The following is a 15878-nucleotide window of genomic DNA, read 5'->3' as shown; positions in this document are numbered from 1 at the left end:
AAAAAGCCCCCAAGTCTGCGCACTTGGAGGCTTTCCACCTTAGTCTAACAAATTAAAACAGATTTATTTTCGGTGCAAGTGAACACTGCTGATTCCGGCTTCTGCACGTGCAGCTGCGGGAGCAGCATCTCCTGTCATTGTTGGCAAATTAAACGTTAACAAGCGACCGCCCATATTTAGACGTTCTGCTACATATATTTTATCCGTTCCTTCGTCATAGGCAACATCAACTGGATTCCCCATGGTTGACATCGGTCCGTAGATTCGCACTTGATTGGACAAAGCAATTGTACCTCCATTAGAAGTCATTCCTAATACGGAACTGAAATTATTGATTACGATTAGTCCACCATCAGAATCGGATGAAGCTGCACCTACATCGGTCAATACCATACGGTCATCCATTTTAGAGAAAGCAATGCCGTGTGTGCGCACTAAACCTTGAATGGTAATTCGTTTTGTAGGGGTAATGGCGCCATTTGGTTTTCCAAAGAAGTTTTCGAACACGACTAAATCACCGGTTAAGTCAGCAATAGCATACAATGTTGTTCCGTCAATTGCAATCCCCCACGTTTTGAAATTAACTGAATAATTATTCAATAATGTTAAGCTATTTCCTGTACGTTGATAAACTAGTAATTTATTGGTATTTGCATTGGCTGCGTTTTGATCTTGGGTTACTACAACTTTGTCACCCATAACAGCAACTTCACGCGGATTATTAAATTCTGAACCTGAAGCAAGTGCCAAGTTAAGTGCCGCTGCATTGGTAGCTACTGCATTTTTGATTCCGTTGTAAACCTCTAATTTATTAAAAGACCTTGAAGCCAATAAAATTTCATCGCGCTCACTGTCATAAAAAACACCATCGGTATCTAATGAACCAATTGTAAACGATTTTACTGTAGGTGAAGTTTCCAATAAATCGGTATACGATATTTTCCCTGAAGTATTGCTTGAGGTCACTAATCGAAGTTCAGGATTAGAAGGTGCAGACGAATTGTCATCGTTACTACAAGAGAATAAAATTGGGGCAAAGGCTAAGAGTACTAATTTCTTTTTCATAATAAAGTGTGTTAATTGATTTTGACACCTTTACGTACGAAAGAACTTGTAGTTTGGTTTTACAATTGTGGAAATTGTCGTTCAGGGAAGCGACCTTTCACTCCTTTATAAAAAGATAAAAACACGGGAAGGTCAGTATCCAATTGGCCTGACGGGTAAAAAGGAGCGCCAATTCGCACTTCTTTTTTTTCATAATCAAAAGCAACAGGAACGATCGGTACTTTTGCTTTGTGCGCAATAAAATAAAATCCGGTACGCAATTCCTCTACATATTTTCGGGTACCTTCTGGAGCAATTCCTAATCGGAAGACTTCGCGAGAATTAAAAATATCGACGATGGCATCGACTAAATTTTTACCGCCACTTCGATCCAAAGGTGCGCCACCGATTGCACGAAAATAATAGCCGAAAGGAAAAACAAACAATTCTTTTTTACCTACAAAATTCATTTGTTGATTGGCAATTCCTCTCACAAATAAACCAATAAAAAAATCGAAGTTACAGGTGTGTGGCAGTACAGCAATCACACATTTCTTTACATTGGGATCAAATGAACCTGTGAGTTTCCACCCCATGATTTTGTAAAAAATAAATTCGTAAAGCCGTTTTTTCATCCCGTAAATTTTGCGTAAATTTAGAACATTAACCTGTAATCACCTAACTCCATGTTAGCCAAATACCTTAGCTATCTTATTCCAATTAATGTCGTCAAAAAAAAGTCGACGGTTAGTAAAACGTTAGAAGTCACTTGGAATAATGGGCAGTTGGTCTTGGACAGCAAAAACACCAATTATTCCTTTGGGAGTTTGCAACGTATTTTGCGCAAGGGCTTAAAATACATCGGATTTGAACGTATCCGCAATTTCAAATCGATTTTGGTTTTAGGTGTTGCTGGTGGTAGTGTGATTGAAACCCTAGTTGAAGAAATACAATTTAAAGGACAAATCACTGGAGTTGAAATTGATGCTGACATATTACAAATTGCCAAAGACTACTTCAAAATTGATCGTTTTGCCAATTTGGAATTGATTGCAGACGATGCCTTCGAATTTATACTCAAAACAAAAGAACACTACGATTTGATTATCATTGATATTTTTCAAGATACCCAAATGCCCAATTTCTTATTTCAGGATTTTTTTATTCAACGAATCAATGCGTTATTGAAAACGGAGGGTTTTATTTTGTTCAATACAATGGTACTCACGGACAAAGATCGGGCACGCAATTTGGATTACCGCAAAAAATTCAATGCGGATTTTTCATTGCGCATGTACCCGAAAGTGGAGGAACATAACGAATTGTTCACCATTAAAAAATTGCACTAATGGCATTTTTAAAAAAATTATTAGTGGGTAAGTTTACCTATAAAAACAGGCCCAGATTCAATCCGATTCAACGGCGCATTTTAAATATCCGCGCAATTTGGAATAATGACCATCAATACGATAATGGGATTGAAAAGATTGTACGCTTATTCCTTTCTTCGACACAATTGCTTTTTCCAGGGGTTTATATCAAATACCTCGCATGCAAAATCGGTCCCGAATACCAAGACCTTTCCATGGACACTTATATCTTATTGAAAATGGCATTCCCTTGGTTTATTCTAATCCATAACTTACAAGATCAATCCTGGATTGTACTCCTTATGTTGTATATGCTTTTGGAAACCGTATTGTATATCCCAACTCTTATTTTTGCATCAGACCTTTTTATGCAACCCAGATCCTACAAACGATCGATGCTGTTGTTGTTTTTTAATTACCTCGAAATTGTTGTTTCCTTTGCCGTTTTGTATACTTTGGGCCATCATATGAACAAACCGTTTACCCATTGGTTTGACCCCATATACTTTAGTGTCGTTAGCGCCAATTCTATCGGATTTGGAGATTATCACCCCATTACTACTTATGGCAAAATTTTGGTAAGTATTCAGGCGATGTTCTTTTTATCTTTCGTGTTGTTGTTTCTGAATTTCTTCTCCACCAAAGTAAAAAGCAAAGGCTATTTTGATAACGAGGCTGAATAACTGCAAATATCAATGCGTCTGATTCCAGAGTTTTCGCGCTTTTTCAAGATCTTCAGGCGTATCAATCCCAATCCCTACATGGGTGGTTTCCACCATACGAATGCGTTTGCCGTATTCCAAATAACGGAGTTGTTCCAATTTTTCGGAAGCTTCTAAAGGTTTCATAGGCCATTGCGCAAAATCCAACAAGGCTTGTTTTCGGAAGGCATAAATTCCGACGTGTTTCATGTACCGCACGCCTGCTTGCGTATCGCGGGGATACGGAATTACGGAACGGGAGAAATATAGTGCAAATCCTTTTTGGTCGGTAACTACCTTCACATTGTTGGGATTAGCGATTTCTGCTTCATCCGTGATTTCAAACATTAGAGAAGCCAAATCAATTTCATGGTTGACATCTTGGCGGTATACTTCCAAGACTTGAGCTAATGGTTCTTTGACAATAAAAGGTTCGTCACCTTGCACATTGACCACTATATCTGCTTCCAAATGGGCCACCGCTTCTGCAATTCGGTCACTCCCGCTTTCATGTTCGCGCTGACTGCGAATTACCTTTCCCCCATGAGCTTGAATGGCAGTTTCAATTTCATCGGCATCGGTCACTACAAAAACATCGTCAAAGAGTTGGGTTTGAAATGCCGCTTCATAGGTGCGAACAATAACGGGCTTTCCACACAAATCCTGAACTAATTTGGCAGGAAAACGCGTAGAAGCAAATCGAGCGGGAATCACAGCAATGACTTTCATGGTGGTATATTTTGGGTTAAAGATACAGATTTCGCAAAAGTAATAACGAATTTCAAAACGGGTTCCTTCGTAAAAAGATGTTGATTTCATTGCACGTGTGTCCGAAGTGTGTCCGTGATGCGTCCGTGAAAATGATAATTTTCTCGGACTCACTACGGAACCATTACGCAATGATGTCGAACGCATCCCTAAGGAATCTGCTCACTCCACGCTTCTTTACTTTAAGACTATTTTAGGAAAAGCCTCCCTTCTACCGCATAAAAAAATGGGTTAACCGATTAAACTTTTACATCCAAATGTTTTCTAATAGTTTTAGTATCTAAAATTTAATGTCGTATGAAAAAAGTAATTTGTTTTGTTTTGTTACTCTTGGGGGTATCGCTTACCGCCCAAGAACGACCTGCGGGTCCACCACTTAATGACGGTCCGCCTCATGAAAATGAAAATCCGGAAAAGCATTTGGAACGAATGAAAAAGGATTTAAAATTAAGTGATCAACAAGTGAGTCAACTTCGGGAGCATTTTAAAAAAAGAAAAGCGGAACGCGAAGCTTTCAAACCGAAAGATGGAGAACGTCCCCAACCGGCAGAACGAAAAGCACATCATGAAGAACGCATAAAAGCGGATGAAGAAGCGATGAAAAAAAATCTTAACTCCTGAACAATTGAAACAATGGAAGGAGCATCGTGAAGATGGAATTAAAAAGAAACAAGAAAAAAAAGCGAAGAAAAAAGAAAAGAGAAAAGAAAAGAGAAAAGAAAAGAAAAAAGAGAAAAAAGAGTAAACTAGAATTTGGTCAATCGTGTGAGCGCCTTCGGGCGCTTTTTTTTTGTTTCAAGTTTCAAGTTTCAAGTTTCAAGTAGTTTGGGTTTAAAAGTGTAATGGGTAACGTGATTAAAACATTTTTTTGTTTCAGGTTTCAGGTTTAAAGTTTCAAGTTACTTTCTATGAACTAATAATTTCAAATCTTCAAATTGACACATTGCAAATATTTGGTTCTCAAGATTACACAATGTTTGCACAAAGTTGCAGATGGTTTTCACATTTTTGATTAACCACGAAGTCACTAAGATTTGATGACCATTCCGTGGTATTTAAGGACACAAAGTCGCTGCGCTTGGATAAGTTTAGGTAGCAAGTTTCAGGTTACTTTCTAAGAACTTACAATTTCAAACCTTCAAATTGACACATTGCAAATATTTGGTTCACAAGGATAGACGATGTTTGCACAAAGTTGCTGAAGGTTTTCACTTTTTTTTATTAACCACGAAGTCACTAAGATTTGATGACCATTCCGTGGTATTTAAGGACACAAAGTCGCTGCGCTTGGATAAGTGCAGGTTTCAATTATATAGGGTTGAAAAGTGGAAAGGGTTGAAAAGTGTAGCTGGTAACGTGATCAAAACACGATTTTTTCTTGCTTCTTGCTTCATTTCTCTTTCTTCCATCACTATCCTTCAAAAAACTCCTCTTTAAACCCAATCAAGTACAGTTTATCTTTAGCACGGGTCATGGCGGTGTAGAGCCAACGCACATAATCCGCATCCATTCCTTCGGGTAAATAGGGTTGTTCGACAAAAACCGTATTCCATTGTCCGCCTTGCGATTTGTGACAGGTAATGGCATACGAGAACTTCACTTGGAGTGCATTGAAATATTCATTTTGTTTCAACTTCTCCATTTTTTTATACTTCGAAGGTTCGTCTTCATAATCCAACAACACTTCTTCATACAAACGATTGGATTGCTCATAGGTTAACGCCGGCGATTCGCTTTTTATAGTATCCAAGAGCAAAACGGTTTCAAAAGGTATCTGGTCGGGATAATCCACCATCCGAATTTTGACACGGGCAAAGTGAAATCCGTATAATTCTTTAAATCCAAATAGCTCCAAGACTTCGATAATATCGCCATTAGCAATAAAACCAGCAGCATCGGTTTCTTTCAACCAAAAATAATTATTCTTGACCACCATTAAAAAGTCGCCCACCGACAGTTCACTTTCTTTAAAAAGGATACGAGACCGAATTTGTTCATTGTACTGGTTGGCCCGTTTGTTGGAGCGCACAATGAAAGCGGTATCTTCTATGGAATAATTACTGTAGGCACTATTGATAGCATCTTGAATATCATAGCCATCCACCAAACGGATGATATCTTTAAATCCCCTGAGTTGAAATTGGAATTCTTCAAAAAAGGCTTCCTGTAGCATTTCACGCAATTGCGTTGCATTATAAAGTATACCCGACTTTTCCTCTTGTCGCATAACTTCATCGAGTTCGATACTGTCAATTTTTTTATCATAATGCAATGCTAATGTATCGGTATTCAAGGCAGGCGAATCGGTACGATTCACAGGAGGCAACTGAGCGGTGTCGCCTAATACTATAAGCTTGCAATTCTGACTGTTGTACACGTAAAAAATAAGGTCGTCCAACAAAGAACCGTTTTGATACATGCCTGACCCACCATCTTGATCGGAAATCATGGAAGCTTCATCGACAATGAAAATGGTATTTTTGTGTTTGTTTTGTTGTATGGTAAACGAGACGCCGCCAGCCGACTTCTTCGGAAAATAAATTTTCTTATGAATGGTAAAGGCGGGTTTTAGGGAATAATTGGCAATGACTTTAGCGGCTCGCCCAGTGGGTGCCAATAAGACTGACTTATAGTTAATGTCAGCTAAGCAATTGACAAGCGTTGAAATGACCGTAGTCTTCCCCGTTCCCGCATACCCTTTCAAGACGAAAATACTGTCGTCACTTGGGTCAGTGATGAATTGTGCAATTTTTTGAAAAAAGACTTCCTGTTTCAACGTAGGCTGAAACGGAAAGGAATGGTACAAGTGCTGATAAAAATTTTTCATGCCCTACAAAGATAGTCGAGTCGGAGCAAATTTGGGGCAACCCATGAAAGGCTTATATTAACAATATTTCGTAAGTTTGTCCACTCCTATATATATAATGAGTAGCATCATCGACAAAACATACAAACGACTTTCCATTCAGGTTTCCCTGAGCGGATTATCTTTTGCTGTTTTTGATGTAATTACCGATCATATTATTACCTTACAATCGATACCTTTTTCAGCCTTTCAACGCAGTTCGAAAATAGAAGATTTGTTTGCCGTAGTTTTTCATGAATATCCCGAATTGCGAAATTCGTATGACGAAATCAAAATTATTCACAGTAATAATTTGTGTACGTTTGTCCCCACTGCCCTATTTGATTCCGAATTCATTGGAAGTTATTTGCAATACAACACCAAGGTTTTTGAAACGGATTATTTTACCTACGATAGTTTGCCCAACTATGAAATGGAGAATGTGTATATCCCGTATGTGAACATGAATAATTTTTTCATTGACCAATACGGATCGTTTGATTACCAGCATGCCCATACCTTATTGGTTCAAAAATTATTGGATTATTCCAAAAACAATGACCAACGAACGATGTATGTTCATGTAAGTAGTGGTCATTTCGAAATTGTGGTGATTGAAAATCGGAAGTTGCAATTGTACAATTCCTTTGAGTTCAAAACCCCAGAGGACTTTCTCTATTATATTTTATTTACAGCGGAACAATTACATCTGAATCCGGAGTCGTTTCCATTAGTGCTTTTGGGAGCTGTTGAAGAAGAAGATGACTTGTATCAAATGGGGTATAAATATGTTCGCGATGTATCGTTGATGTCGATGAAATTTATGGTGAATGGACGAACGGAGACAGAAAACCGTCAACACTTTATACTAGTACACGCGTGAGAATTATTTCTGGAAAATACAAAGGTCGACGCTTGGTCGCTCCCAAAAACTTACCGGTTCGTCCCACAACGGACATGAGTAAGGAATCGTTATTCAATATTTTAAACAACCATTTTCACTTTTCTGATTTGAAAGTACTCGATTTATTTTCGGGAACGGGCAACATCAGTTATGAATTTGGTTCGCGCGGTTGTCCCGAAATCATCAGTGTGGATGCCGATTTTGGTTGTGTGAATTACATTAAAAAGACGGCCATTGAATTGGATTTAAACATTACGGCAATCAAAAGTGATGTCTTCAAATTCTTAGAACGCCATCGCGGTTCGTACGATGTCATTTTTGCTGACCCACCGTATGATATGGCCGAAAAGGATTTTCATCGTTTGGTCGAACTGATTTTCGAACAAGATTTACTGGATGAACAAGGTGTTTTGGTGGTCGAACATTCCAAAAACACGAAAATGGAGCAACTTGAGTTTTTCTCCTATGACCGAAATTATGGCGCTTCGGTTTTTACCTTTTTTGAATATCCTTCCGAAGAAGAGGAAGAAGAATAAAAAAGCAGACCTGTAAGCCGGATTCTGTATCTCATCTTTTAGGATAAGACCCTTATCATTTATCTGGCCGTATTATTACTAATACGATCTATCTGCCTACCCCCCGACAACGAACGAGTAGCCCTTAACTGTCGGTATACATGGCATTGCACCGCATAGAGTTTACCTGATTTCACTACAGCCGAACTGTACATCCTTTCTGTTGCACTGGTCCTCTTTCGATTACTCGAAAGGACGGGCGTTACCCGCTATGCTACTCTTTGGTGTCCGGACTTTCCTCCATCTCAACGAATCGAGACAGCGATAAGGCGGTCTGCAAGGCAAAGATAGTTTTAATTGTTTGGAATTCGGAATTTGAATTTTAAAATATTATTCGATACGACAACCTCTAGCAAGTAGCAAAAAAAGTAACCGGTTGTGAATAAGTTTTTCGGATTTCAAGTCACATCATTATACTTGAAAACTCAAAAAAACTATATTTGTATTCCAATTGAAATCTATGGAACAATTTATAGTATCGGCCCGTAAATACCGCCCGCAAACGTTTAAAGACGTAGTGGGTCAACAGGCTATTACCAATACGTTGTTGAATGCCATAGAAACCAATCACTTGGCACAAGCCCTCCTATTTACGGGTCCGAGAGGTGTGGGTAAAACCACTTGTGCACGAATTTTGGCGCGTAAAATCAACCAACCAGGTTATGATGACCCAAATGAAGATTTTGCCTTCAATGTTTTTGAATTGGATGCTGCCTCCAATAACTCGGTGGATGACATTCGGAATTTGATTGATCAAGTCCGCATCCCTCCCCAAACCGGACAATATAAAGTGTATATCATCGACGAGGTACACATGCTGTCTACGGCTGCTTTTAATGCTTTTTTGAAAACTTTAGAGGAACCACCGAAGCACGCTATTTTTATTTTAGCGACTACTGAAAAGCACAAAATCATCCCGACTATTTTATCGCGTTGTCAAATTTTTGACTTCAAACGCATTACGGTGAAGGACGCGAAAGAACATTTGGCGGAAGTCGCCCAAAGTCAGGGAATCCAATACGAGGACGATGCTTTACACATCATTGCGCAAAAAGCTGATGGTGCCATGCGGGATGCCTTATCCATTTTTGACCGTGTAGTATCGTATTGCGGAAACAATCTCACCCGTCAAGCAGTAACCGAGAATCTTAATGTATTGGATTTTGAAACCTATGTTATGGTGACGGATTTGATTTTGGAAAACAATATTCCGCAAATATTGGTGGCTTATAATTCGATTTTATCCAAAGGTTTTGACGGCCATCATTTCATTATTGGAATGGCTTCGCATTTCCGTGATTTAATGGTTTGTAAAAATCCGGCGACTCTAACCCTACTCGAAGCGGGTGAACATGCCCAAAAGCTCTACGGTGAACAAGCGCAAAAGTGTTCGCTTGACTTTTTATTGAAAGCCATTGAGTTGGCCAATGATTGTGATTTAAAATACAAAACTTCACAAAACCAGCGGTTATTGGTCGAATTGACATTGATGCAATTGTGCTCCATCACTTTCGATGGAGAAAAAAAAAAGCTGATTTCATAATTCCGCCCACCTACTTCAGAAATTCCAATTATTCCATCACGGAACTCAAACAACCGGAATTTACTGCACCCACTCCACAGAAAACGGAGGAAGTTGAAGTAAAAACTGAAAGTGCAACACCAGCAACGGTTCAACCCACACAAGCGCCAACTGCAGTTTCTCCAACAACACCTGTTCCACCGCCAACAGTGGCAAAACCCTTAACGACACAATTGCCAGGCAATGAAGGTAGTGGAAAAGTTTCAGCCTTATCATTATCAAGTATTCGAGCGAAAAAAGAATTGCAAGAACAACAACGTAATGTAGTGCGTGAAGAAGCCAAAGCATTACCGACAGAGAAGTTCACCGAAACGGAAATGTTGGAGCAATGGTACAAATATGCTGATCGTTTAAATGACAAAGGGCATAAAATCATGGAGGCCTTATTGCGCATAAACGACCCTCAATTAGAAGGAACTCGTATTATTCATACGCTTCCAAATGAAGGTTCGAAGTTGGATTTTGAAAAAGAAAAACCCGAATTGGTTGCTTTTTTACGCGCCAAATTGCACAACCACGAAATCAGTTTGGATATTGAAGTGAATGAAGAAGTGAAAAGTAAAGTAGCCTTCACTCCCCAAGACAAATTCAACCGTTTGAATGAAATCAACCCCAACTTGGAGTTGTTACGAAAGCTATTTGATTTGGATGTTTAACGTTTGGTCGTTAAAAATGTAATCAATCCATTCATGTAGGTTTCCTGGTCATCGTACATTGCCATATGACTTCCTTTTGCACAATATAAATACGAACCTTTTGGGAATTGTTGGGCCATCCATTCCATATATTTGGGATCCATGGTATCATATTTTGCACCAATGACTAAAGTCGGAATCGCAATATTTTTCAATTGACCAGAAACATCCCAATGGGTTAATTTTCCTGAAATTCCCAATTCACTTGGTCCTTGCATGGTAATATATAAAGAAGAATTCAGTCGGCTGAACGCTCGATTTACGGGTTCGGGCCATTGGTTTACAGGAAGTCGAAGAATGTGTTGATTGTAATAATTAGCCATCAGCAATTCCATATACTTTGGATTTGTGTAGTCTTTCTTGGCTTCCAATTCACGAATTTGTACAAGTACTTTTGGGTCCAATTGTTTTTCCAAGACTTTGGAATATTCCCCATATTTTGGGCAACTTGCCATCATATTGGAAACAATTAACCCTTTCAAATTGTCCTGATATTTCAAGGCATATTGCATAGCGAGTATCCCTCCCCAAGAGTGACCCAACAGATAAAAATTGTCTTGGGTTAGGTTTAGCGCTTTTCGCACTTGTTCCACTTCTTCCACATAGCGCGGTAAATCCCAAAAGGTAGTATCGTTGGGATTATCAGAAAAACCAGTTCCTAATTGATCGTAATAAATGTACTCAATTTCGGCGCCTGGCAGAAAACTGTCCATGCATTCAAAATACTCGTGCGACATACCTGGACCACCATTCAAAAGCAACAATTTGATTTTAGGATTATTTCCAATTCGTTTGGTCCAGACGTTAAATTTTCCTTTGGGCGTTGTAATTTCGACCATCTTTACCCCACCATTCTTCATACCTTTTGTCGTATCTTGGTGATAATGCAAGGATGATTCTGTCTTTTGACAACCAACAAAAACAAGAACAATAAGAAGTAATCCAACTAACTTTTTCATAAGAATAAGATTAAATTTTTCCATAATACATCGCTTTCACGATGCCGTCTGAGAGTCCGATTTTAGGAACAAATAGTTGACGAGCGCCGCTCCATTTCATCGCATTTAGGTAGATACGAGTGGCTGGAATAATAACATCGGCACGGTCGGTATTCAACCCTAATTCAGCAATACGTTGTTCATAGGTAAGCGAATTCAGATACTGGTATTGTGAATTGAGATACAAATACGACAAGGGTTTGTCTTGTAATTTTCCCGATAATTTGAACAATTTATTGATATTTCCACCGGAACCAATAAGGATGATTTCATCATAAGGGGCACACGTTTCTTTAATCCACGATTCAATTTCTGACCAAGTGGAATCGGGTACCATGTCATTAATTAAACGAACTGTTCCGTTTCTAAAGGATTTCGAAGTCACCATTTTGCCTTCAGAAAACAAGGAGAATTCCGTACTTCCACCTCCAACATCTACATAAAGATAGGTGCGATCTGAGGCAATGAACGTATGCAAATCGGAAGATGCGATAATAGCTGCTTCCGTTTTTCCATCAATAATTTCGATATCAATGGTTGCTTTTTCTTTGATTATTTGGGTAATTTCTAGTCCGTTTTTTGAATCCCGCATAGCAGAAGTAGCACAGGCTTTATAGCGTTCCACTTTATAGACTTTCATTAAGAGTCGGAACGCTTCCATCGCATCCACCATTCGGATTTTATTTTCTTCAGAAATAATTCCGGAAGTAAAGGCATCTTGTCCGAGACGAATAGGTACGCGGATTAACGCAGATTTGTTGAATTGAGTTTCTTTTCCATCTTGTTCGACAATATTGGTAATGAGCAACCGCATGGCATTAGAACCGATATCAATTGCTGCATATTTTTTTATGGTGATCATTTCGATTTGGGGCAGTATTAAGGTATTAATAATTTATCTTCAAACAGTCGTTTAAAGTAGTCATACATTTCATATTGGGCACGAAAAACGGGTTCATCCTCTTTTCGCTTTCGGTATTTATTATCCAACTTATCTGAGTGAAAACGGGCTTTTACATTTCCTTTCCAACCTATTTCAAAGGTATCGATAAGGATTTTTTTGATATCCTCTTGGTATATAGGGCAGGTCACTTCTACCCTTCCGTCCAAATTTCGAGTCATAAAGTCGGCCGAAGAAATGTATACCTCTGGATTTCCTTCGTTTCCAAAGATAAAAACACGAGCATGTTCCAATAAATTATCGACGATACTTATCGCTTCTATATTTTCACTCATTCCTTTAACACCGGGGATTAAGGAACAAATACCCCGAATTTGTAAACGAATTTTAACTCCGGCATTACTGGCTTCATATAACTTTTCCACCATTTCAAAATCGGATAACGAATTCATTTTCAAATCCATGTAAGCAGGCTTTCCTAAAGTAGCATTTAGAATTTCGCGATCGATTAATTTATAAATACGGCTTCGGGAATAGTGCGGCGATACAATTAAATGTTTGTAGCGATGTAATCGGTAATTGATATCAAAAAATTCAAAGATTTTGGTGACATCTTTTAAGATTTGTTGGTGACTGGTGAACAGGGTTACATCGGTATACACTTTGGCCGAAGACTCATTAAAATTACCTGTCGAAATGAAACCGTAACGCTTAATTTTGTGGTTTTCCAAGCGTTCAATCACACATATTTTACTGTGTACTTTTAGTCCTTTGATCCCAAAAATCAATTCAATTCCTTCTTGCTGCATGGTTTCTGAATACGAGATATTACTCTCTTCATCGAAACGCGCTTGGAGTTCAATTTGCACCACAACACGCTTACCATTACGCGCGGCATTGATAAGCGAACTGATAATTTGGGAGTTCTTGGCCAAGCGGTACAAGGTAATTTTAATTGTGGTTACTTTCGGGTCTAGAGCAGCTTCTCTCAAGAATTTGATCAGGTAGGCAAACGACTGAAAGGGAGCGTACACCAAATAATCTTTTTTGGCAATTTTATTTAAAATACTGCCTTCTAGAGACAACCCAGGTACGGGTAGCGGTGTCTTTTTTTGGTACAACAAATCAAAACGACCGAGGTTGGGAAAATCCATATAATCCCGACGGTTGTGGTAGCGACCGCCAGGAATGATACTATCGGATTTATCAATACCCATCCTGTTTAAGAAAAAGTTTAGGGTATCTTTATCGATGGCTGTATCGTAGACAAATCGCACCGGTTCGCCCACACGACGCTCTTTCACCGAAGATGCAATTTTCTGCAACATACTTTTATTCAAATCACTATCGATATCCAACTGGGCATCGCGAGTAATTTTAATCATATGGGCAGAAATACTTTCGTAATCGAAAATATTAAAAATTGAACTTAGATTATACCGAATCACATCATCCAAAAGCATGATGTATTGTTTATTTTCAAGGGATGGTAAAACGACTACACGGTTGATATTTTTTGGAATTTCTACTATGGCATATCGAACTTCCTTAGAAAGAACACGACTAAACATGTTGGCATTTTCATCCTTTCGCATGACTAATTTAACAGCCAAATAGCCCGAAGTATCCTTTAATAAAGGAAATTCTGCTAAATCATTTAAGATTACTGTAACGAGTTCGGGACTTACACTTTGAATGAAAAAATCGTGAATATAATTTTGATGTTCCTGACACAATTGTGTCTCATTTACAATTATAATATTCTCTTTTTCTAATTGCTTTTCAATATCACTAAGGATGCGTAAACTCTCCGTTTGTTGTTTGATTACAATATCGGTAATCTCTTTCACCAATTGCTGGGCGGAAATTCCTCCTAAGATTTTTTCACCAGTTTGTCCAGACAAACTAAGTCGGCGAATGGCCGCAAACCGCACACGGAAAAACTCATCTAAATTATTAGAAAATATACCGAGAAAGCGAAGTCTATCGAGTAAGGGCACTGTTGGATCAGCGGCTTCTTGTAATACACGGGCATTGAAAGTGAGCCAGCTTTTTTCGCGGTCAATGAATTTGTTTTTTTTATCGTTTATCATGCTAATTAATCTCTGGGTGTTCGAAAACGAACGGTTTTTCCTTTTTGAATTTGGCTCCAATTTTCGCAGTCAAACTCAATCGTTACCCAACCGGAAGTGGGAACATTTTCAATATAACGGTCCCCAAATTTATTAACAAAATCTGTAATAGCAGAATTATGACCAAAAAGAAAAACGTGTGTTAACGAAGAAGGCAGTTTTTTAACAAATGTTTCAAGTTGTCGCACGTCAAAAGTGTAGAGTTCAGGGATAATTTCGAATGCATTTTGCTTGATTGGCAATCCCTCCAACATAAGATTTGCTGTTGAACGTGCGCGAACAGCTGGACTTGAAAAGACATAATCGGCATCTTTAATTATGCTTTGAACATGTTCACGTATAACTGTTGCTCGTTGAATTCCGACTTCATTTAAAGGACGAAGTTTATCCTCAAGAGGCAGATCCCATGAGGATTTTGCATGTCTAATCAGAGAAAGTTGATATTTCATATTCTTGTAAGATTTTTCATGTTATATATTTCATCAAATGCATTTTATCCGCTTTTTTATGCATTTTATCGATGTTTTTTTTGGTCAGACAGAAAATACTGACTACTTTCGATTTGTTAAATTATGCATTTTATCGATAATAATATTTATCAGTTGTAGAATTTATTTAATAAAAAATGAGGAAAAAACGTTCTAAAATGCATCGTCAACTAGCAAAAATTAGCCCTTAAATAAACGTAAAAAGGTCAAAATCGTAATTTCAACGAGTTTTGTGGTAGTTCACAGATAAAATTAAAATTTTGAAACTTATCAACATAATTTTGAACAATGTTAACTTTATCCTAAATACACAGTAACAATAATAACAAAATCAACCCAAATAAATCAAACATGAACAAATCAATTAGTTCTTATTTAGTCTTGAGAAATGTGATTACGATAATCGTCTTCCTCCTCTCAATGCAAAGTGAAGTGTTTGCCCAGCAAGCAGGTTCTCCCAGAGTTTCAACGATTAAACTACTTGACACCTATGTTGGAGGCGGTACTGACCCTGATCGTACTCGACTCAAAGAATTAGTGTACGAGGTACAATCGTCCGTTTACTTTTATGACAATGTAGTGAAAACTTACGGCAACACGCCGGTTAGTTTATTCACTGATTTCAACGGATTTATTCGTCTACCACAGGCTACTTTTCAAAAGGAAACGATTGAACTGTTAACCATACGAATTGACAATCCATCCCAAATCATTAGTACATTGAATCTATCAACCTTGAGTGCATTTACCAAGTTGAAGTATATTTATATATTAACTTCATTCCCCTATACCCTACAACAAATCTCTCAAGTTGTAACTTCTTCAAATACCAATTACATTGTCGTGTACAAAAGCGACATGGGTTCGTAATCATT

At 38.2% G+C, this 15878-nt stretch carries 16 protein-coding genes and 1 other RNA gene; 8 read left to right on the top strand and 9 right to left on the bottom strand.

Features of this window, described 5'->3' with window-relative positions; translation table 11 throughout:
- Window positions 1–63 precede the first annotated feature (63 nt).
- On the bottom strand, window positions 64–1065 hold the full coding sequence (locus OLM45_RS08905; protein ID WP_264509629.1) for a hypothetical protein: 1002 nt from the start codon (window positions 1063–1065) through the stop codon (window positions 64–66).
- Between the two features lie 59 nt (window positions 1066–1124).
- A complete protein-coding gene (locus OLM45_RS08900; protein WP_264509628.1) occupies window positions 1125–1679 on the bottom strand; it encodes a 1-acyl-sn-glycerol-3-phosphate acyltransferase in 555 nt (184 codons plus the stop codon).
- A 51-nt stretch (window positions 1680–1730) separates the two neighbouring features.
- Between OLM45_RS08900 and OLM45_RS08895 the strand changes: the two genes are divergently transcribed.
- Together OLM45_RS08895 and OLM45_RS08890 are read left to right on the top strand one after the other, a co-directional pair.
- The gene (locus OLM45_RS08895; RefSeq protein ID WP_264509627.1) at window positions 1731–2393 is read left to right on the top strand and encodes a spermidine synthase; all 663 of its coding nucleotides are present in this window, start codon (window positions 1731–1733) and stop codon (window positions 2391–2393) included.
- A complete protein-coding gene (locus OLM45_RS08890; protein WP_264509626.1) occupies window positions 2393–3097 on the top strand; it encodes a potassium channel family protein in 705 nt (234 codons plus the stop codon). Before OLM45_RS08895 ends, OLM45_RS08890 begins: the two co-directional genes overlap by 1 nt.
- Before the next feature lie 9 nt (window positions 3098–3106).
- Here the strand turns inward: OLM45_RS08890 and kdsB are convergent, their stop codons facing one another.
- On the bottom strand, window positions 3107–3844 hold the full coding sequence (gene kdsB, locus OLM45_RS08885; protein WP_264512959.1) for a 3-deoxy-manno-octulosonate cytidylyltransferase: 738 nt from the start codon (window positions 3842–3844) through the stop codon (window positions 3107–3109).
- A gap of 336 nt (window positions 3845–4180) precedes the next feature.
- Between kdsB and OLM45_RS08880 the strand changes: the two genes are divergently transcribed.
- Window positions 4181–4504: a hypothetical protein gene (locus OLM45_RS08880; protein ID WP_264509625.1), complete on the top strand. Its 324-nt coding sequence runs from the start codon at window positions 4181–4183 to the stop codon at window positions 4502–4504.
- A 790-nt stretch (window positions 4505–5294) separates the two neighbouring features.
- Here the strand turns inward: OLM45_RS08880 and OLM45_RS08875 are convergent.
- A complete protein-coding gene (locus OLM45_RS08875; protein ID WP_264509624.1) occupies window positions 5295–6710 on the bottom strand; it encodes an ATP-dependent DNA helicase in 1416 nt (471 codons plus the stop codon).
- A gap of 97 nt (window positions 6711–6807) precedes the next feature.
- On the opposite strand from OLM45_RS08875, the gene OLM45_RS08870 reads away from it, so the two are divergent.
- Window positions 6808–7611, top strand: coding sequence for a DUF3822 family protein (locus tag OLM45_RS08870; protein WP_264509623.1), 804 nt, complete (start codon window positions 6808–6810; stop codon window positions 7609–7611).
- Window positions 7608–8168: an RsmD family RNA methyltransferase gene (locus OLM45_RS08865; protein WP_264509622.1), complete on the top strand. Its 561-nt coding sequence runs from the start codon at window positions 7608–7610 to the stop codon at window positions 8166–8168. Before OLM45_RS08870 ends, OLM45_RS08865 begins: the two co-directional genes overlap by 4 nt.
- Here OLM45_RS08865 and rnpB read toward each other — a convergent pair.
- Window positions 8166–8488, bottom strand: an RNA gene (gene rnpB, locus OLM45_RS08860) — RNase P RNA component class A. The genes OLM45_RS08865 and rnpB overlap by 3 nt on opposite strands.
- A 179-nt stretch (window positions 8489–8667) precedes the next feature.
- On the opposite strand from rnpB, the gene dnaX reads away from it, so the two are divergent.
- Together dnaX and OLM45_RS08850 are read left to right on the top strand one after the other, a co-directional pair.
- The gene (gene dnaX / locus OLM45_RS08855) at window positions 8668–9750 is read left to right on the top strand and encodes a DNA polymerase III subunit gamma/tau (protein WP_129462456.1); all 1083 of its coding nucleotides are present in this window, start codon (window positions 8668–8670) and stop codon (window positions 9748–9750) included.
- Complete coding sequence (locus tag OLM45_RS08850; RefSeq protein ID WP_264509621.1) at window positions 9705–10445, top strand: DNA polymerase III subunit gamma/tau; 741 nt, start codon at window positions 9705–9707, stop codon at window positions 10443–10445. The genes dnaX and OLM45_RS08850 overlap by 46 nt, the downstream gene beginning before the upstream one ends.
- On the opposite strand, the gene OLM45_RS08845 is transcribed toward OLM45_RS08850, so the two are convergent.
- The 4 genes from OLM45_RS08845 to OLM45_RS08830 are packed head-to-tail and all read right to left on the bottom strand — an operon-like array spanning window position 10442 to window position 14964.
- Entirely contained in the window at window positions 10442–11443 is a 1002-nt protein-coding gene (locus OLM45_RS08845; protein WP_264509620.1) for a proline iminopeptidase-family hydrolase, read from the bottom strand. The two genes, OLM45_RS08850 and OLM45_RS08845, sit on opposite strands and share 4 nt — an antisense overlap.
- 10 nt (window positions 11444–11453) lie before the next feature.
- Window positions 11454–12344, bottom strand: coding sequence for a Ppx/GppA phosphatase family protein (locus OLM45_RS08840; protein ID WP_264509619.1), 891 nt, complete (start codon window positions 12342–12344; stop codon window positions 11454–11456).
- A gap of 17 nt (window positions 12345–12361) precedes the next feature.
- Complete coding sequence (gene ppk1, locus OLM45_RS08835) at window positions 12362–14476, bottom strand: polyphosphate kinase 1 (protein WP_264509618.1); 2115 nt, start codon at window positions 14474–14476, stop codon at window positions 12362–12364.
- A gap of 5 nt (window positions 14477–14481) precedes the next feature.
- A complete protein-coding gene (locus tag OLM45_RS08830) occupies window positions 14482–14964 on the bottom strand; it encodes a SixA phosphatase family protein (protein WP_264509617.1) in 483 nt (160 codons plus the stop codon).
- Window positions 14965–15354: 390 nt separating this feature from the next.
- On the opposite strand from OLM45_RS08830, the gene OLM45_RS08825 reads away from it, so the two are divergent.
- Window positions 15355–15873: a hypothetical protein gene (locus tag OLM45_RS08825; protein WP_264509616.1), complete on the top strand. Its 519-nt coding sequence runs from the start codon at window positions 15355–15357 to the stop codon at window positions 15871–15873.
- Window positions 15874–15878 lie beyond the last annotated feature (5 nt).

This window comes from Flavobacterium sp. N1719, assembly GCF_025947045.1.
In the GTDB taxonomy this organism is placed as follows: domain Bacteria; phylum Bacteroidota; class Bacteroidia; order Flavobacteriales; family Flavobacteriaceae; genus Flavobacterium; species Flavobacterium stagni.
Note: the sequence above shows the minus strand (reverse complement) of the source record. Positions and strands in the feature narration are given on the sequence as shown.